The organism is Streptomyces coelicoflavus, from assembly GCF_003112555.1.
In the GTDB taxonomy this organism is placed as follows: Bacteria; Actinomycetota; Actinomycetes; order Streptomycetales; family Streptomycetaceae; genus Streptomyces; species Streptomyces coelicoflavus.
The window spans coordinates 65,203-82,213 of record NZ_BEWB01000008.1 but is presented as its reverse complement, the minus strand read 5'-3'; the positions used below and the strand labels follow the sequence as shown (position 1 = coordinate 82,213).

Annotated in this window: 16 protein-coding genes; 9 read left to right on the top strand and 7 right to left on the bottom strand. The window is 74.4% G+C overall.

The window, feature by feature from the left end:
* Positions 1–92: 92 nt before the first annotated feature.
* A complete protein-coding gene (locus tag Sco07f_RS20190) occupies positions 93–878 on the bottom strand; it encodes a VOC family protein (RefSeq protein ID WP_087788723.1) in 786 nt (261 codons plus the stop codon).
* Between the two features lie 191 nt (positions 879–1,069).
* Here Sco07f_RS20190 and Sco07f_RS20185 point away from each other — a divergent pair, with 191 nt between their 5' ends.
* Entirely contained in the window at positions 1,070–1,330 is a 261-nt protein-coding gene (locus Sco07f_RS20185) for a WhiB family transcriptional regulator (RefSeq protein WP_007442770.1), read from the top strand.
* A gap of 40 nt (positions 1,331–1,370) precedes the next feature.
* A complete protein-coding gene (locus Sco07f_RS20180) occupies positions 1,371–4,733 on the top strand; it encodes a hypothetical protein (RefSeq protein ID WP_087788722.1) in 3,363 nt (1,120 codons plus the stop codon).
* 70 nt (positions 4,734–4,803) lie between these two features.
* On the opposite strand, the gene Sco07f_RS20175 is transcribed toward Sco07f_RS20180, so the two are convergent.
* The 3 genes from Sco07f_RS20175 to Sco07f_RS20165 form a co-directional block, all read right to left on the bottom strand.
* Positions 4,804–5,778, bottom strand: a complete 975-nt coding sequence (locus Sco07f_RS20175) for an acyl-ACP desaturase (protein ID WP_007389046.1) — start codon at positions 5,776–5,778, stop codon at positions 4,804–4,806.
* Positions 5,779–5,983: 205 nt separating this feature from the next.
* Positions 5,984–6,760 (bottom strand): dimethylargininase, encoded by a 777-nt coding sequence (gene ddaH / locus Sco07f_RS20170; RefSeq protein WP_007389047.1) that lies wholly within the window; start codon positions 6,758–6,760, stop codon positions 5,984–5,986.
* A gap of 155 nt (positions 6,761–6,915) precedes the next feature.
* Positions 6,916–8,550, bottom strand: coding sequence for an ABC-F family ATP-binding cassette domain-containing protein (locus tag Sco07f_RS20165; RefSeq protein WP_108988661.1), 1,635 nt, complete (start codon positions 8,548–8,550; stop codon positions 6,916–6,918).
* A 298-nt stretch (positions 8,551–8,848) separates the two neighbouring features.
* On the opposite strand from Sco07f_RS20165, the gene Sco07f_RS20160 reads away from it, so the two are divergent.
* Positions 8,849–9,520 (top strand): GOLPH3/VPS74 family protein, encoded by a 672-nt coding sequence (locus Sco07f_RS20160; RefSeq protein ID WP_167468162.1) that lies wholly within the window; start codon positions 8,849–8,851, stop codon positions 9,518–9,520.
* 31 nt (positions 9,521–9,551) lie between these two features.
* Here Sco07f_RS20160 and ssgD read toward each other — a convergent pair whose 3' ends face one another.
* Complete coding sequence (ssgD, locus tag Sco07f_RS20155; RefSeq protein WP_007390087.1) at positions 9,552–9,968, bottom strand: spore wall synthesis regulator SsgD; 417 nt, start codon at positions 9,966–9,968, stop codon at positions 9,552–9,554.
* A gap of 328 nt (positions 9,969–10,296) precedes the next feature.
* Between ssgD and Sco07f_RS20150 the strand changes: the two genes are divergently transcribed.
* From Sco07f_RS20150 to Sco07f_RS20140, 3 genes are all read left to right on the top strand, one after another.
* Positions 10,297–11,343, top strand: a complete 1,047-nt coding sequence (locus Sco07f_RS20150; RefSeq protein ID WP_108988660.1) for a WD40/YVTN/BNR-like repeat-containing protein — start codon at positions 10,297–10,299, stop codon at positions 11,341–11,343.
* A gap of 83 nt (positions 11,344–11,426) precedes the next feature.
* Positions 11,427–11,756, top strand: a complete 330-nt coding sequence (locus tag Sco07f_RS20145; RefSeq protein ID WP_007389900.1) for a hypothetical protein — start codon at positions 11,427–11,429, stop codon at positions 11,754–11,756.
* Between the two features lie 128 nt (positions 11,757–11,884).
* Positions 11,885–12,577 carry an endonuclease V gene (locus tag Sco07f_RS20140; protein ID WP_007389901.1) on the top strand — a complete coding sequence of 231 codons (693 nt, stop codon included), beginning with the start codon at positions 11,885–11,887 and terminating at the stop codon, positions 12,575–12,577.
* On the opposite strand, the gene Sco07f_RS20135 is transcribed toward Sco07f_RS20140, so the two are convergent.
* Entirely contained in the window at positions 12,574–12,768 is a 195-nt protein-coding gene (locus Sco07f_RS20135; protein WP_108988659.1) for a hypothetical protein, read from the bottom strand. The genes Sco07f_RS20140 and Sco07f_RS20135 overlap by 4 nt on opposite strands.
* 168 nt (positions 12,769–12,936) lie before the next feature.
* Here Sco07f_RS20135 and mmpA point away from each other — a divergent pair, with 168 nt between their 5' ends.
* Positions 12,937–13,083 carry a morphogenic membrane protein MmpA gene (gene mmpA / locus Sco07f_RS20130; protein ID WP_007389902.1) on the top strand — a complete coding sequence of 49 codons (147 nt, stop codon included), beginning with the start codon at positions 12,937–12,939 and terminating at the stop codon, positions 13,081–13,083.
* Positions 13,084–13,126: 43 nt separating this feature from the next.
* Here the strand turns inward: mmpA and Sco07f_RS20125 are convergent, their stop codons facing one another.
* A complete protein-coding gene (locus Sco07f_RS20125) occupies positions 13,127–14,314 on the bottom strand; it encodes a saccharopine dehydrogenase family protein (RefSeq protein WP_108988658.1) in 1,188 nt (395 codons plus the stop codon).
* A gap of 207 nt (positions 14,315–14,521) precedes the next feature.
* Here Sco07f_RS20125 and Sco07f_RS20120 point away from each other — a divergent pair, with 207 nt between their 5' ends.
* Both Sco07f_RS20120 and Sco07f_RS20115 read left to right on the top strand, forming a co-directional pair.
* Positions 14,522–15,709: a CaiB/BaiF CoA transferase family protein gene (locus tag Sco07f_RS20120; RefSeq protein ID WP_108988657.1), complete on the top strand. Its 1,188-nt coding sequence runs from the start codon at positions 14,522–14,524 to the stop codon at positions 15,707–15,709.
* Positions 15,710–15,720: 11 nt separating this feature from the next.
* Positions 15,721–16,935 carry an acetyl-CoA C-acetyltransferase gene (locus tag Sco07f_RS20115; RefSeq protein ID WP_108988656.1) on the top strand — a complete coding sequence of 405 codons (1,215 nt, stop codon included), beginning with the start codon at positions 15,721–15,723 and terminating at the stop codon, positions 16,933–16,935.
* Positions 16,936–17,011: the final 76 nt, after the last annotated feature.

The following is a 17,011-nucleotide window of genomic DNA, read 5'->3' as shown; positions in this document are numbered from 1 at the left end:
CGCGCGAGCCGGGCACCGTCCCGCGAGAGCGCGACGTGCCGGTACGCGAACCCCGCCCTGGTGCCGGGCCGTGACGTGAGCGCCCCCGCCCCCTACCCCTGGCGAGGTGCCGGCCTGAGCACCGCGAACCGGGCGCCGTACGGGTCGGCGAGCCGTGCCACGCGGCCGACGCCCGGGATGTCCGTCGCGGGCACCCCCACCGAGCCGCCCAGCTCCGTGGTCCGGGCGACCACGGCGTCCGCGTCGTCGACCGCGATGTACGGCAGCCACCCAGCGTTCGTGCCGGCCGGGTCCTCGGTGAGCGGGACGATGCCGCCGAACATCGCCTCCTCGCCCTCTCCGGCCGGATTGACGCAGGTGTAGGAGCCGCCGGGGAAAGAGACGGCGGAGGTCTCCAGGCCCAGCACCGCCCGGTAGTACGCGGCGGCGGCCGCGATGTCCGCCGTGTGCAGCTCCACCCAGCACAGGGCGCCGGTCTCGCCGGCCGCGTCCAGACCGGCGCGCTGCTCCGGCTGCCAGATGCCGAACGGCACCCCGGCCCGGTCGCTGAGGATCGCCACGGTGCCCTGGTCCATGACCTCCGCAGGCTGCACGACGACGCCGCCGTGCGCCTGCTCGGAGGCCTTGGCGGCGGCCCGGGCGTCCGGGGCCTGGAAATACACCGTCCAGGACGGCGGGCCCTGCTCCTCGGTCGTCTCCATACCGCCGGCCACGATCCGGCCGTCCAGCTCGAAGAAGCCGTAACCCCCGGCCTCCGGTCCCGCCGACCGGAACCGCCAGCCGAAGAGGCCGCTGTAGAAGGACGTGGCGCCGTCGAGGTCGGGGGTGCCGACGTCGAGCCAGTTCGGAGCGCCGGTGACGAAACGGGTGGTGAGCATGATCGCCCTCCTCGGAAGGGTCCCGTTGCCTGCACTGACGAGTCTTTCACCGACCACTGACAATCGCTTCCGCGCGCCGCCGTGTGCCGACGTGCGCGGCGGAGGACGATCTGATCGGCTGCGGGTGCCGGACGCCCGGCGTTGATGACGTGTTGATCGAACGTTTTTCGCCTCCCGGCACGCTGCTGCCCATGCACATCGAGACCATCGCGACGCCCGACCTCAGCTGGCAGGAGCAGGCGTTGTGCGCGCAGACCGGGGGCGACTTCTTCTTCCCCGAGCCCGGCAGCTCCGTACGGGACGCCAAGCGCATCTGCGCCCTGTGCCCGATCCGCTCGGCCTGCCTGGAGTTCGCCATCAGCAACGACGAGCGCTTCGGCGTGTGGGGCGGGCTGTCGGAGAAGGAGCGGCTGGCCCTGCGGCGCACCGCAACCGGAGCGCGGCACCGGTAATTCGCTGTGCCGCAGCCGCCGCACCGGGCAGAATCCCGGCATGCCCCGACCCGCCGCACAGCACGAGGCCGAAAGCCTGCTGCACGCCCTCGATCCGCTCGCCCACCCGCAGCGCATGCGGGAACTCGTGGCGCGCACGCGCCGGTCGGCGGATCCGCGGCCGCTGCTCGCCGAGCTGGAGCGGCACGGAGCGTACGGACGCCGGCTCGCCGTCGTCGCCGCGTCCGCCGTCCGCGACACCGAGTGGATCGCGGACCGGATCGCCGACCCCGACCCGTACGTGCGCGGCCATGCCCTGCGGATGGCCGGCACGCTGGGCGTGCCCGACGCCGCCTTCGAGGCGGGACTCTCCGACGCCCCCGAGGCGGTCCGCCGGGGTCTGCTGCGTGCCGTCGCAGGCGGCGGACGCCCCGGCCTCGCCGACCGGCTGGTCGACGGAGTGCGCCGCGACTGGGGCGACACCGAGGCGACCCGTCTGCTGCCCGGCTGCACCGCGCCGACGGTCGCCCGTCTGCTGCCCGGCCTCCTGCACGCCGTCCAGTCCTGGAACGCGCTCGCCGGGCGGCACCGCACGACGCTGTTCGACGCGCTGGAGACGGAGCTGGCCGCGCGGCCCGAGTCCCTGCGCGACGCCTGGTGGAGCCGGTACGCGCCCGCGGTGGCCGCGCTCGCGCCCGCCGAGCCCGCGCGGGTACTGCGGCTGCTGGAGGAGCGGGGACCGAGCCGCCTGCCGCACGAACTGCGCGGTCACCTCCCCGCGTTCGCCGGCGCCGACCCGCGGCGCGTGCTGCGCCTCCTGCACACGCCCGCCTGGACCGGTGCCGTCGGCGTCCGCGGGCTGGGACGCACGGTGCTGTACCGGCTGACCCGCACCGACTCGCCCGAACTCCACGCCTACGCCAGGTCCCTGCTCCCCTTCGGCGACCTGCCCCAGCTGCTGAAGGCACTCCCGCCCGCCCGGCGCCACGCCCTGTGGACGGCCGTGCGCGAAGGGCGGGGGACCGGCGCCACCACCGGCGTCGACCAGGCGCTCCTCGAAGTGCTGCCGCGCCGCCACGCCGCGCACGAGGCCCGGGAGGCCGCCGCACGCGCACGGGAGGCGGGCGCGCACGAGAACACGGTCCTCCTCGCCGAGTCCTTCCTCCCCGTGGCCGAGGCCCACGACCGCCTGCTGGCCGCCACCCGGCGTCCGGACGCCGACGACCGCGCCCGGGCCTGGCTGCTGCTGACCGGCAACGCCGCACGCTCCGGCGACCCGGCCGCCGTCACCGCCGTACTGGAGGACATGGCGCGGCTGCGCAACGAGCAGGACCCGGTGCGGAGCACCGCGCTCCGGGCGGCGCGCGGCATCCCGCCCGGGCTGTTCACCGAGGAGGCCGCACCCCACCTGGCCCGCCTCGCCACCGACGCCGTCGAGGCCCGCGACTCCTCGCCCCAGACCCGCCGGGCCCTCGGCGAACTGGCCCTGGCCGTGCTGGGCGAGCACGCGGCGGGCGGCACGCGCACGCTGGTGAACTGGGCGCTGCGCACCCTCGTCCGGATATCCGGCACCACGGGCGGCGCCGACCTCGGCCGCCTCGACCGCACCCTGCGGCGCGGCCAGGAGCACCAGGTGTACGAGGCGCTGCGCCCGTGGATCGAGGCGGGCGCCGAGAAGGCCGACTACGGCCTCGCCTTCGCGCTGACCCGCGCGGTGGGCCGGCGAGCCGCCGGCATGGCCGAACTCCAGGACCTGCTGTGGCAGGCCGTCCGCTACGGCAACGACACCACCGCGCGCACCGCGATCGGCCTGTGGCTCGAACCCTCCGCCACCCGCGACGAACGCGTGGCCCGCGTCCTCGCCCGGGAACCGTCGGCGGCCGCGCTGGCGCCGGTGCGCGCCGTGGTCGTCCGGCGCCGCACCGACCTGCTCGACCCGCTGCTCGCCGAGACCCCGCCCTACGGCCGCTTCCTGACCAAGGGCACCCCCTGGTCCGTGCCCGCGACCGCGCACGAGGTGAGCCGGTGGGTGCCGCGCCAGCAGGCGGCGCTGCTCCGGCAGTGCGCCACCCTGGCCGCCGACGCCGGACTGCCCCTGCACGCCCGCGCGAACGCCGTCACGCGGGCCGCGGCCGTGCCCGGGGAGGGCGCGGGCCTCGTACGCCGCTGGACCGGATCGCCGGCCGTCGTCCTCGCCGAGGCCGCGCTGGCCGCCCTGGCCCGCACCGACCGGGCCGCCGAGGCGGTGCCCGAGCTGCTGGCACACGCCGGCGGCGACCGGGCCCGCGTCGCCGTCTACGCGGTCGGCCAGGCCTCCCGGCAGGCGCGCCCGTCCCGGCTCGCGGGTGCCCTGCGGGACGTACTGGAGGCCCCGGACGCCAAGGTGACCAGCCGCAAGGAAGCGGTCCGGCTCGCCGCGGTCCGCCTCCCGGTGCCGGACGCCGTAGCCCTGATCACCGGGGCCTACGCCCGCCCGGGGACCCACCCCGACGTACGCGCCGCCTGTGTCGCCCGCACGACCGGGCTGCTCGCGCGGGAGGAGGCCTGGGACCTGCTGCACGACGCCGCGGGTGGTGCTCCGGTGCTGCGGGCCGCCCTGCTGCGGGCCGTGCCGCAGGACCTGCCCGAGGACCGTCGCGCCCGGTACGCCCGCCTGGTGTGCGAGGTAGCGGGCACCGACGACCGCGCCACCGCGCTCCTCGCCTTCCACGCCCTGGGCCTGTGGGCCCCGTGGTCGGCCGAGGGCGCCCGGACCCTGGCCGGGGCCGTCACGGACCTCACGAACCGCGGAACCTGGCACGCGGCGGCGAACGCGCTGATCAACGCCGCGTCGAGCGCTCCTGAGGGACTCTCCGCCCTGCTGGACACCCTGCGCACGCTGGCCGCGACGGACGCCGGCGCGGACGACGACGCGGGGGAGCGGCGGGACCGCCCGGCCCGGCAGCGCGTCGAGTACCTCGCCGTCGGTCTCGGGGCGCACGGCTTCCGTCCCCGGGCGGCCGTCCGCCCGGCCGCCCGGGCCGCCGCCGAACTGCTCGCGGGGTACGACGCCCACGTGGCGCAGGCGGCCGTTCTCGCGGCCGGCCACGCCGACCTGACCGCCGTACCGCCCCGCCTGGACCGGGTGGCCGCCCTGGTCGGCACCGACCGCCCGGTACTCGCCGCGCGGATCGCCGGTGAGATCGGTGACCGCCTGCGGAGCCGGGAGTCGCCCGGCGACGCCGCGGCGCTGCTCGCCGAGGCCGGGGAGCTGGCCGGGCACGGCGGCCACGCCCAGGGACTCCTGGCCGTCGCCGTCACCGGCGCGCTCGGCGAACGCGAGGACTGGCCCGCGCCCTGGCGCGAACTGCTGCGCACCCTGCGCCGCCACCCCGTCCCCGACGTACGCGACGCGGCACTGGAGGAGACGACGGTCCACGAATGACGCCGGCCCCCGCGCGCCGGGAGGGGCGTGCGGGGGCCGGATGCGGAGGGTGCGAGGGGACCGGGCTCGGTCAGCGCGCCCCGCGGGCCGCCATCCGCGCCTTGCGCGCCGCCAGCTTCTCGTCGAACTTGGCGGCCTCGGCGTCCAGCCCGCCCATGTACAGCCCGAGCTCGTCCTGCGCCTGCTGCCCCTCGGGGCCGAGGCCGTCGATCTCCATGATCTTCAGGAAGCGCAGCACGGGCTGGATCACGTCGTCGTGGTGGATGCGCAGGTTGTAGACCTCGCCGATCGCCATCTGCGCGGCGGCCCGCTCGAAGCCGGGCATGCCGTGCCCCGGCATCCGGAAGTTGACCACGACGTCCCGGACCGCCTGCATCGTCAGGTCGGGGGCCAGCTCGAAGGCGGCCTTGAGCAGGTTCCGGTAGAAGACCATGTGCAGGTTCTCGTCGGTCGCGATGCGGGCCAGCATGCGGTCGCAGGCCGGGTCGCCGGACTGGTGGCCCGTGTTGCGGTGCGAGATGCGGGTGGCCAGCTCCTGGAAGGCCACGTAAGCCACCGAGTGCAGCATCGAGTGCCGGTTGTCCGACTCGAAGCCCTCACTCATGTGGGCCATGCGGAACTGCTCCAGCTGGTCCGGGTCGACCGCGCGCGAGGCGAGCAGGTAGTCGCGCATCACGATGCCGTGCCGGCCCTCCTCCGCGGTCCAGCGGTGCACCCAGGTGCCCCAGGCGCCGTCGCGGCCGAAGAGGCTGGCGATCTCGTGGTGGTAGCTGGGGAGGTTGTCCTCCGTCAGCAGGTTCACCACCAGGGCGATCCGGCCGATCTCGGTGACCTTCGACTGCCCCTTCTCCCAGGCCTCGCCGTCCTCGAAGATCCCCGGGAAGTTCCGCGCGTCGCTCCACGGCACGTACTCGTGCGGCATCCAGTCCTTGGCGACCTTCAGATGCCGGTTGAGCTCCTTCTCGACCACTTCCTCCAGCGCGTACAGCAGCCGGGCGTCGGTCCAGTCGGCGGAGGTGCCGAGGTGCGGGGAGACGATCGTCACGGAGAACTCCAGGGGACGTGCGACAGTGCGGAGCAGCCGGCGAGCGGTGCCGGGAACCTACGGGATCGTAGGCTACGAAACCGTAGGTTACGAGGGCGTAGGTTAAACGCACTGTAAAGGTCGCTGATCAGCAGCCGTCCGGCGGGGTGCGGCAAGGCTCCGAGACCCGCAGGTCCGGGCCGGGGAGCCGTCCTCCGCGCCGTGCTCAGACGTACAGCTCCCGCAGCCGGACCGAGAGGCACGTCACACAGCCCTCCAGCTTCTCGAACTCCCCGATGTCGACGAGCACCGGCTCGTGACCGAGGTCGGCGAGCAGCTCCGCCGTCTTCGGCGCGCTCGCCGCCATCAGCAGCCTGCCGCCGCCGAGCAGCACCACGTGCGCCCCGGACTCCTCCGGCACCGGCAGGAAACGGGGGAACAGCGACGGCACGTCCGTCATCGGGATGTGCCCGATCACCGTCCCGTCCGGCAGCGCGGTGACCGCCGACTTCAGGTGCAGCACCTTGCTCACGGGCACGGCGACGACCCGGGCGCCCAGCGGCTCGAACGCCTCCCGCAGCTGCTGGACACCGGCCGCGTTGGTGCGCCCGCCGCGGCCCACGTAGATCGTGTCGCCGATCTTCAGCACGTCGCCGCCGTCCAGCGTGCCCGGCTCCCACACCCAGTTGACCGAGCAGCCGAGCCGGGCCACGGCCTCCTCGACACCGGCCGTCTCCGCGCGCCGCGACTCGGCGCCGGGCCGCGTGATCAGCGCGACGTTGCGGTACATGACGACCGTGTCCTCGACGAACACCGAGTCCGGGCAGTCGTCGGCCGGATCCACCTCCAGCGTCTCCCAGCCGTGCGCTCCGAGGGCCTCGACGTAGGCGTCCCACTGCTCGACGGCGAGGCCGTGATCGACCTTCTCCCGCTCGATGTGCGTCACCAGCCCTTCGGCGAGCCGGGGACCGGGACGGCGGACGAGAGCCTTCTTGCTGGGCACGCGGGACCTTTCGCATCGGTGCGCACGCGGCGCGGATCGTGGCCGGGGGACCGGCGCCCCCTGCGCGGCGCCGGTTTCGCCATCATGCAGCGGGGACCCGGCCCGGCGGAACCCCCGTCGGCCCCCTCGTGGCCCTCCTGAGACGCTCGGGGACGCTAGGCCGGACGTCCGACGGATTCCGGGGTGGTCTCCCTCAGTTCTCCCTCCTCGAACAGCAGCCAGCGGGTGATGCCGAGCGACTCCAGGAACGGCAGGTCGTGGCCGGCCACGATCAGCGCCCCCTCGTAGGACTCCAGTGCCGTGGTGAGCTGCCGCACGCTCGCCATGTCCAGGTTGTTCGTCGGCTCGTCCAGCATCAGCAGCTGCGGCGCGGGGTCGGCCAGCATCAGCGCCGCCAGCGCCGCCCGGAAGCGTTCGCCGCCGGACAGGGTCGCCGCCTGCTGGTCGGCGCGGGTGCCCCGGAACAGGAAGCGCGCCAGTCGCGCCCGGATCCGGTTGTTGGTGGCGCCCGGCGCGAACCGGGCCACGTTCTCGGCGACGCTCAGCTCGCCGTCGAGGACGTCCAGGCGCTGCGGCAGGAACCGCAGCGGCACGTGCGCCGTCGCCTCGCCCGCCACCGGCTCCAGTTCCCCGGCGATGGTGCGCAGCAGCGTGGTCTTGCCCGCGCCGTTGCGTCCGAGCAGCGCGATCCGCTCGGGGCCGTGCAGATCGAAGCCGCCCTCCACGCGGGCGCCGTGGGCCAGCTCCAGGTCCCGCAGCGTGAGCACGGTCCGGCCCGGCGGCACGGCCGTGTACGGCAGGTCGACGCGGATCTCGTCGTCGTCCCGCACGGCCTCCACCGCGTCGTCGAGCCGTTCCTTCGCCTCGGCCAGCTTCTCCTCGTGCATGATGCGGTACTTGCCGGCCGACTGCTGCGCCGTACGGGCACGCAGCTTCATGACCGCCCGGGGTTCGCGCTTGGTGTCGTACATCTTCTGTCCGTAGCGTTTGCGCCGGGCCAGGACGACCTGGGCGTCGGCCAGTTCGCGCTTCTGCTTGCGCAGATCGGACTCGGCGACCCGCACCATCCGCTCGGCCGCCTCCTGCTCCACGGCCAGCGCCTCCTCGTACGCCGACAGGTTTCCGCCGTACCAGGTGACCGAGCCGGAACGCAGGTCGGCGATCTGGTCGACCAGTTCCAGCAGCTCGCGGTCGTGGCTGACCACGACCAGCACGCCCGGCCAGGACCGCACGGCCGCGTACAGCCGCTTGCGCGCGTACACGTCGAGGTTGTTGGTGGGCTCGTCCAGGAGCAGGACGTCCGGCCGGCTCAGCAGCAGCGCGGCCAGGCGCAGCAGCACCGACTCGCCGCCCGAGACCTCGCCGACGGTGCGGTCGAGCCCCAGGTGGCCGAGCCCCAGCTCGCCGAGCGCGGCCAGTGCGCGTTCCTCGACGTCCCAGTCGTCGCCGACGGTCTCGAAGTGCTCCTCGCTCGCGTCGCCCGCCTCGATGGCGTGCAGCGCGGCGCGCGGCCCGGCGATGCCGAGCGCCTCGTCGACCCGCAGCGCGGTGTCGAGCGTGACGTTCTGCGGCAGGTAGCCCACCTCGCCGGCCACCCGGACGGTGCCCCCCGCAGGGGTGAGCCGTCCGGCGATCAGCTTCAACAGGGTGGACTTCCCGGCTCCGTTGACACCGACGAGGCCGGTCCTGCCGGGGCCGAAGGCGACGTCGAGCCCGTCGAAGACGGCGGTGCCGTCGGGCCAGGCGAAGGACAGGGACGTACAGGCGAGGGAAATGGGGGAAGTAGACATACGGGGTCTCCGCGGTTGCTCGAAGCGGTCAGGGGCAAACGCGTATCGAGACACCGGAAGCGGGCGGCCACCGTCGGACGAGGGAGGGCACGAAAGAAGCCCTGCTCCGCAAGGAGGCACGGACGGCTCGAACGCCGAGGTCGCACGCGGCGCCCACACGTGAGATACGTGTGAGGCGGTGTCTCAGGACCTCAGACGAGCAACGTCCTTCTCCAATCGGCGGCAACAGAAGCGCTGTCGAAACTAAAAGACACCGATCGGCCTGTCAACGCATTTACGCGGACCCCGAGGAGGCCCCGTGCCCAACGGCTCGCTCTCACTGCCGGCCCGGCTCTGCCTGCTGGCCTGGGACCCCGCACGGACCACGGCCGCCGACACCGCCCGGGTCCACCACCTGGTGCGCGCCGGCGCCCTCACCGAACTGGCCCGGCGCGGCCTGCTCACCGACGACGAGGGCATCGTGACGCCCGCCGACCTGGACTCCCGCACCGGCGACGCCGTCCTCGACGGCCTCCTGGAACTCGTCCGCGAGTCGATGCCGCACCGGTGGCGCACCTGGGTGCGGCTGTACGCCCGGGTCACCTACGAGGCCGCGCGGGAGCAGCTCGTGGCCGAGGGGTACGTGCGTGCGGAGCGGAAGCGGGTGCTCGGCGTGTTCCCGTCGGTGGACTACGTGCTCGAGCGCGTCGCCGTGGCGCGGGCGTTGCGCGAGGAGGCGCGGCACGTCCTGGAGGGGACGCTGCCCGCCGGTCGGCTGTCCGAGCGGGACGCGGCCACGGCCGTGCTGGCGGCCGCCGCCGGACTGGGCGTCCCGGAGGGTGCGGGGAGCGCGGCCCGCGACCGGGACCGGATCGCGGAGCTGACCGGACGGTGCGGCAGCGCGGCGCCCGGCATGCGGAGGATCGTGGACGAGGTGTGGGGCGCGGTGAGCGACGAGACCGCGCGGACGTCGGCGCCGGCGGGCGGCTGAGCGTCCGCCGACGCGGAACCCGGCACGGTGGTCAGCAGCTCCCGCGCATCAGCTCCGCGAGATCGTGGTCCAGGTCCAGCTGGAGATGCTCCAGACCCACCGGCACCAGCTCGCCGGCGGCGTGCAGGAACCGGCGCAACTCGCCCGAGCGCACGTGGATCACGGCGGTCCCCTCGGGCGCGTGGAACTCCAGGACGGTGCGGTCGTACCCGTAGGGACGCACCCGGACGTCGCCGTGCCCGTTCGGCTCCCGCATCCCGGCGATGAGCAGCTCCCGGGAGAAGGTCCAGCAGACCTCCACGCCCTCGAGGGTGGCCGGGGCGGGGAAGGTCATACGGACGGCGAACGGGTCACTGCGGTCGTAGTGCAGGGTGGCGGGGATGCTCGGCATACGCGGCGCGGCGGCGACGAGACGCGCCTCGACGGGCTGATCGATGACGGTGGACAACGCCTTGCTCCCTCGTGACGGCTGGACGGGCTTCGGGGGTGGTGCGGGCCGGGCACTGGAAGAGACGTCGGAATCAGCCCATCCGTGCACACGAGGAGCGAGTGACCTCTGTCACCGCGTTCATGCGCGGCTGTGACCCGGCTCTCCCCGCTTGCCCCGAAGGGCACTTGAGTCACCCGGGCGCCACGCGCGCGTAGCGCCCGGGTACTGGCCGACGCCCTCTGGACGGCGCCCGGGAGGTGGGCTAGCTTCGCCCGCCATGAGGCGCTTGGGAAGCACGCGACGCACGGTACGGTCCGGTCGAACCGGCGGCAGGCGTACGGGGCGGGTGGCGCTCGCGGCGGCGGTCTGCGCGGCGGCGCTGGCGGCGCTGACGGCCGTACCCGCCCAGGCGCACCAGCGACCGCAGTGGGACGTGAAGGACACCGGGGTGTCCGAGGTCCGGTTCCGGGGGCTCGCCGCCGTCAGCCGGCACACCGCCTGGGTGGCCGGCACCCGGGGCACCGTCCTGCGTACCACCGACGGCGGCCGCACCTGGCGCGACGTCTCCCCGCCGGGCGCCGGCGACCTGGAGTTCCGGGACATCGAGGCCTTCGACGCCCGCCGGGCCGTGGCCCTGTCCATCGGCGAGGGCGAGGCGTCCCGGGTGTATCGCACCGAAGACGGCGGCGCGACCTGGACCGAGTCCTTCCGCAACACCGACGTACGGGCCTTCTACGACTGCCTCACCTTCTTCGACCGCCGGCACGGCCTCGCCATGAGCGACCCGGTGGACGGGAAGTTCCGCATCCTGTCGACCAGTGACGGCGGCCGCTCGTGGCAGGTGCTGCCCGACGCCGGGATGCCGGCCGCGCAGGCGGGGGAGGCCGGGTTCGCCGCCAGTGGCCAGTGCCTGGTCTCCGCCGGGCCGAGGGACGTGTGGCTGGCCACCGGCGGGGCCGCACGCGCGCGCGTGCTGCACTCCGCCGACCGCGGGCTCACCTGGACGGCCACCGACGCCCCGGTCCCGGCCGGCGACCCCGCCCGCGGCGTCTTCGCCCTCGCCTTCCGCGACCGCGCCCACGGCCTCGCCGTCGGCGGCGACTACCGCCCCGATCAGGCCTCCCCGCGGGCCGCCGCCCGGACCGCCGACGCCGGCCGCACCTGGCGCCCCGCCGACCGGCCGCCGCCCGCCTACCGCTCCGGCGTCGCCTGGCTCCCGCACAGCCGCACCGCCGCCCTCGCCGTCGGACCCACCGGCACCGACCTCACCACGGACGGCGGCCGCACCTGGCGCACCGTGGACACCGGGTCCTACGACACCGTGGACTGCACCCCGGACCTGGGCTGTTGGGCCGCGGGCGAGCAGGGCCGGGTCGCCCGTCTGGAGCGCTGACACCGGGCGGGCCGGGGTGTTTGTCCGTAACGTGGGTAACCGTTCGCTGTACGTGAGCCGTGCACGAGAGGAAGTGAGCGGACATGCCGAGCGGTTCGAACTCCAAACGGGAGCGGCAGTACGAGCACATCAAGAAGAGCGCCAAGGACCGCGGCGAGAGCACCGGCCGCGCCGAGGAGATCGCCGCGCGGACGGTGAACAAGGAGCGCGCGCAGTCCGGCGAGTCGAAGACCGCCAGCCGCACGTCGACACAGGACAAGTCGCCGAGCAAGCGCGGCGGCCAGCGGTCCGGGAACCGCCAGGGACCCCAGGGGCCCACCTACGACCAGCTGTACCAGGAGGCCAAGCGCCGTGACGTCCACGGCCGTTCGAGCATGAACAAGGGCGAGCTGCGCAAGGCGCTGGGCAAGTGACGCCGGGCAAGTGACGCCGGGAAAGTGAGCCGCGCCTGACGCGTCGGCCACTCCCGGCAGCGCTCCGGCGCGCGCGTCGTCGTCGTGGCGAAGGGCCCGGTGCGGGCTCCCGTAGGCTTGCGGCCACCATGACGACCGTGACCGTGCAGATCCCCGCCGACTGGCCCACGACCGAGGAGCGGGCCCGTGCCGTTCAGGACGAACTGCGCGCACGCGTGGTGCTCGACGAGCCCGGACCGCCGCCCGGCACCGGCCGGGTGACCGGAGTGGACGTCGCCTACGACGACGAACGGGACGTCGTCGCGGCGGCGGCCGTCGTGCTGGACGCCGCGACCCTCGCCGTCGTCGCCGAGGCCACGGCCGTGGGGCGGATCTCCTTCCCCTACGTGCCCGGTCTGCTGGCCTTCCGGGAGATCCCGACCGTGCGCGCCGCCCTGGAGGCGCTGCCCTGCCCGCCCGGCCTGGTCGTGTGCGACGGGTACGGACTGGCCCACCCGCGCCGCTTCGGCCTCGCGAGCCACCTGGGCGTGCTCACCGGCCTGCCCACGATCGGCGTGGCCAAGAACCCCTTCACCTTCACCCACGACGACCCGGACGCGCCGCGCGGCAGTACGTCCCCGTTGCTCGCCGGCGCGGAGGAGGTCGGCCGTGCGCTGCGTACCCGCGACGGCGTGAAGCCGGTCTTCGTCTCCGTCGGGCACCGGGTGAGCCTCTCCAACGCCTGCGCCCACACACTGGCCCTGGCGCCCGCCTACCGGCTGCCGGAGACCACCCGCAGGGCCGACTCACTGTGCCGCGCGGCCCTGCGGGCGGCCACCTAACCGGCCTGATCCTCAACGGTCCAGCGGCCCACCTCCCGGTACGCCGAGTCGTAGATCGGCGAACCGTCGCCGGGCCGCATGTCGTAGTGCTTCAGGTTGCCGCCCCAGTACCGCAGGATCCGCTGCAGTTCGCCCGCGGGGTCCTCGGTGAGCGCGCCCTCGTCCATGGTGACTTCGAGAAGGAACTTCATGCCTTCAAGGGTTTCATTGAACTCCTTGTTGGCACTTGGCGGTGCGTTGGTGCCGTCCGCACCGGGGAGAGTGCGGGAAAGTCTCAAATCATCCGTTCTGAGCGCTCAGGCGGATCTGAGTATCCGGACGGATGTGCCGCCGTTCGCGGCCCCGGCAGGGTGGGCGGCATGACGACACACCGCGCACCCCAGCACCGGACAGAGCCCGGACGGCCCGTGGAGCGAGCCGTGGTCGCCGGGCTGGTGCTGGCGGTGGGCGCGGCGCTGGCCTGGATCGGCGGGATGATCTACACGATCGCCGGGTGGTCCGGGTAGGCCCCGGCCGCCGGACCGCCGCAGCCCCTCCCGGGGCGGCCCGTCAGCGGGTCGCGGCCACCCGGAACCCGATGCCGGCCGCCCGCAGCCGCTCGATCAGCGCGTCACCCATCGCCACCGCCGTCGTGACCTGCCCCGCCACCGGCGGAAGGGCGTCGAGGGCGAGACACAACGCCGCCTCGGCGAACATCTTGGCCGTCTCGTCGTACCCGGGGTCGCCGCCCGAGACCTCGGTGAACACCTTCCGGCCGCCGCCCTCGCCCACGAAGCGGACCGAGAACCAGCTCCTCGCCCGCCGCTCGGCGCTCGGCCCCTGGCCCGGCGCGAGCCGTGCGGACAGCCGGCGCCGCGCGGGCGGCACCTGGGCCGCCGCCACCAGGGCGCCCACGGCCGCCACCCCGCCCACCGCGACGGGCAGCCGCCGCACGGCCGCGTAGTGGCGGTAGCGGAAGTCCGGGCCGTAGCGGTCCAGGGCCTTCGCGGACCGGCGCACGACCTGCGCGTCGACCGTCGGCAGCGGCAGCGCCCACGCCCCCACCTCCCCGGCGAACCGCGGCGCTCCCGTCGGCGTCAGCACGCGGCGGCCCACCAGGCGGGGCTCGTGCCGGCGGCGCTCCACCGCGGCGGCCCGCAGCGCGCGGCCGCGCGCGAACTGGCCCAGCGCCGAGGCGAACGTCCCGCCCGAGAACGTGGCGCTGACGGTCACGAAGCCGTCCACGCTCAGCGGCACGCCCTCGGGCAGCTGCCGCACGGTGAAGTACACGCCGAGATCGTGCGGGACGGAGTCGAAACCGCAGGCGTGCACCAGCCGGGCGCCGGTCTCCCGCGCGCGGGCGTCGTGGCGGACGTACGTCAGGTCCACGAACTCGGGCTCCCCGGTGAGGTCGAGGTAGTCCGTGCCCGCGTCCGCGCAGGCGGCGACCAGCGCGTCGCCGTAGCGGACGTAGGGGCCGACCGTCGTGGCCACCACGCGCGCGTGCCCGGCGAGTTCGCGCAGGGATCCGGGGTCGGACACGTCCGCGACCAGCATGCCGACCTTCGGGGCGGGGGCCGCGCCGGTCAGCCGGTCGCGCAGGCGGCGCAGCTTCTCCTCGCTGCGTCCGGCGATCGCCCAGCGCAGTCCGTCCGGCGCGTGCGCGGCCAGGTACTCCGCCGTCAGTTCGCCGACGAACCCCGTCGCCCCGAACAGCACGAGGTCGTACGGCCGGCCGGCCGTCTTCAGCCTGCTCATGACATACCTCCGTCACCCGTCGGCAACCTCTGGGTCCGCAGCACGCGCCGTTGCCGGTGGCTGAGGCTAGCGTGAGGATCGCGCGGCCCGGCGAGGAGCCTGCACCAAAATGGGCTAAGCGCTTGCTCGCCCGGGTCTTGTGCCCAGTGGAACACGTTCTTAGCATCACTGGTGTTACATCGGTTGTGTCACAGAGCTGGGGGCCGGATGCCGGAAGCGAAGACGACGACGCGGGAGCCGGGCGCCGAGGGCCCGCTCTCCGGTGTGCGCGTGGTCGAACTGGCCGGGATCGGCCCCGGGCCCTTCGCCGCCATGCTCCTGGCCGACCTGGGCGCCGACGTCGTCCGCGTCGACCGCCCCGGCGGACCTGGCCTCGGCATCGACCCGGCCCGCGACGTCACCAACCGCAACAAGCGCTCCGTGGTCGTCGACCTCAAGGCACCGGACGGACCGGCCCGCGTCCTCGACCTCGCCGAACGCGCCGACGTCCTGATCGAGGGCTACCGCCCCGGTGTCGCCGAACGGCTCGGCGTCGGCCCCGGGGACTGCCACGCCCGCAACCCGCGCCTCGTCTACGGCCGGATGACCGGCTGGGGCCAGGAGGGCCCGCTCGCCCGGCGTGCCGGGCACGACATCGGGTACATCGCGCTGACCGGCACCCTCGGCATGATCGGCGCCCCCGGCGAACCCCCGGCGGTCCCCGCCAACCTCCTCGGCGACTACGCGGGCGGTTCCCTCTACCTGGTCGTCGGCATCCTGGCCGCCCTGCACCACGCGCGCGCGAATGGCACCGGGCAGGTCGTGGACGCCGCGATCGTCGACGGCACCGCCCACCTCTCGGCGATGATCCACGGCATGCTCGCCGCCGGAAGCTGGCAGGACCGGCGCGGCGCCAACCTCCTCGACGGCGGCTGCCCCTTCTACGGCACCTACGAGACCGCCGACGGCCGCCACATGGCGGTCGGAGCCCTGGAGCCGCGGTTCTACGCCGAGTTCATGCGGCTGCTCGGCCTCACCGACCTGGCACCGGCCCGCGACGACATGTCCCGCTGGCCCGAACTGCGCGCGGCCGTCGCCGCCCGGTTCAAGACCCGTACCCGCGACGCGTGGACGGCCGTCTTCACCGACTCCGACGCCTGCACGGCGCCCGTCCTGTCGCTGCGCGAGGCCCCGCACCACCCGCACCTCGCGGCCCGCTCCACCTTCACCGACCACGACGGCCTCACCCAGCCGGCCCCCGCACCCCGCTTCTCCGCGACCCCCACCGCCGTACGCACCGGGCCCGCCCTGCCCGGCGACGGCGCCGAGTCCGTGACCCGGGACTGGGACCTGCCCCGCGAGCCGGGCCCGTCCCCGGCGTCCCTCCCGAACCCCGCAGTGCACAACCCTCAGTGAAAGGCCTGCCAGTGAGCACCGAAGCGTACGTGTACGACGCGATCCGCACCCCGCGCGGACGCGGCAAGGCGAACGGCGCCCTGCACGGCACGAAGCCCGTCGACCTGGTCGTGGGCCTCATCCACGAGATCCGCGCCCGGTTCCCCGGCCTGGACCCGGCCGCCGTGGACGACATCGTGCTCGGCGTCGTCGGCCCCGTCGGCGACCAGGGCTCGGACATCGCCCGCATCGCCGCGATCGCCGCCGGACTGCCGGACAAGGTGGCCGGCGTCCAGGAGAACCGCTTCTGCGCCTCGGGCCTCGAGGCCGTCAACATGGCCGCCATGAAGGTGCGCTCCGGCTGGGAGGACCTGGTCCTCGCGGGCGGCGTCGAGTCCATGTCCCGCGTCCCGATGGCCTCGGACGGCGGCGCCTGGTTCAACGACCCGATGACCAACCTCGCCACCAACTTCGTCCCGCAGGGCATCGGCGCCGACCTGATCGCCACCATCGAGGGCTTCTCCCGCCGCGACGTCGACGAGTACGCGGCCCTCTCGCAGGAGCGCGCGGCGACCGCCTGGAAGGAGGGCCGCTTCGAGCGCTCCGTCGTCCCGGTGAAGGACCGCGCCGGTCTCACCGTCCTCGACCACGACGAGCACCCGCGCCCCGGCACCACCGCCGACTCGCTGGGCAAGCTCAAGCCCTCCTTCGCCGACATCGGCGAACTGGGCGGTTTCGACGCCGTGGCGCTTCAGAAGTACCACTGGGTGGAGAAGATCGACCACGTCCACCACGCGGGCAACTCCTCCGGCATCGTCGACGGCGCCTCCCTGGTCGCCATCGGTTCGAAGGACGTCGGCGACCGCTACGGCCTGCGCCCGCGCGCCCGGATCGTCTCCGCCGCCGTCTCCGGTTCCGAGCCCACCATCATGCTCACCGGACCCGCCCCGGCCACCCGCAAGGCCCTCGCCAAGGCGGGGCTGACCATCGACGACATCGACCTGGTCGAGATCAACGAGGCCTTCGCGGCGGTCGTCCTGCGGTTCGCGAAGGACATGGGCCTGTCGTTGGACAAGGTCAACGTCAACGGCGGCGCCATCGCGCTCGGTCACCCGCTCGGCGCCACCGGCGCGATGATCCTCGGCACCCTCGTCGACGAACTCGAGCGCCAGGACAAGCGCTACGGCCTCGCCACCCTGTGCGTGGGCGGCGGCATGGGCATCGCCACCGTCGTCGAGCGCATCTGACCCCTCCCGACGGACACGACGGATACGGCCGGCCACGGCCGCCGCGACGGCCACGACGGATCACCTGGAGCACACC

Coding starts and splice junctions, on each gene's coding strand:
- Sco07f_RS20190 (WP_087788723.1), bottom strand. CDS start 878: ATGCTCACCACCCGTTTCGTCACCGGCGCTCCGAACTGGCTCGACGTC.
- Sco07f_RS20185 (WP_007442770.1), top strand. CDS start 1,070: ATGCACATCGAGACCATCGCGACGCCCGACCTCAGCTGGCAGGAGCAG.
- Sco07f_RS20180 (WP_087788722.1), top strand. CDS start 1,371: ATGCCCCGACCCGCCGCACAGCACGAGGCCGAAAGCCTGCTGCACGCC.
- Sco07f_RS20165 (WP_108988661.1), bottom strand. CDS start 8,550: ATGTCTACTTCCCCCATTTCCCTCGCCTGTACGTCCCTGTCCTTCGCC.
- Sco07f_RS20145 (WP_007389900.1), top strand. CDS start 11,427: ATGCCGAGCGGTTCGAACTCCAAACGGGAGCGGCAGTACGAGCACATC.
- Sco07f_RS20140 (WP_007389901.1), top strand. CDS start 11,885: ATGACGACCGTGACCGTGCAGATCCCCGCCGACTGGCCCACGACCGAG.
- Sco07f_RS20135 (WP_108988659.1), bottom strand. CDS start 12,768: ATGAAGTTCCTTCTCGAAGTCACCATGGACGAGGGCGCGCTCACCGAG.
- mmpA (WP_007389902.1), top strand. CDS start 12,937: ATGACGACACACCGCGCACCCCAGCACCGGACAGAGCCCGGACGGCCC.
- Sco07f_RS20125 (WP_108988658.1), bottom strand. CDS start 14,314: ATGAGCAGGCTGAAGACGGCCGGCCGGCCGTACGACCTCGTGCTGTTC.
- Sco07f_RS20120 (WP_108988657.1), top strand. CDS start 14,522: ATGCCGGAAGCGAAGACGACGACGCGGGAGCCGGGCGCCGAGGGCCCG.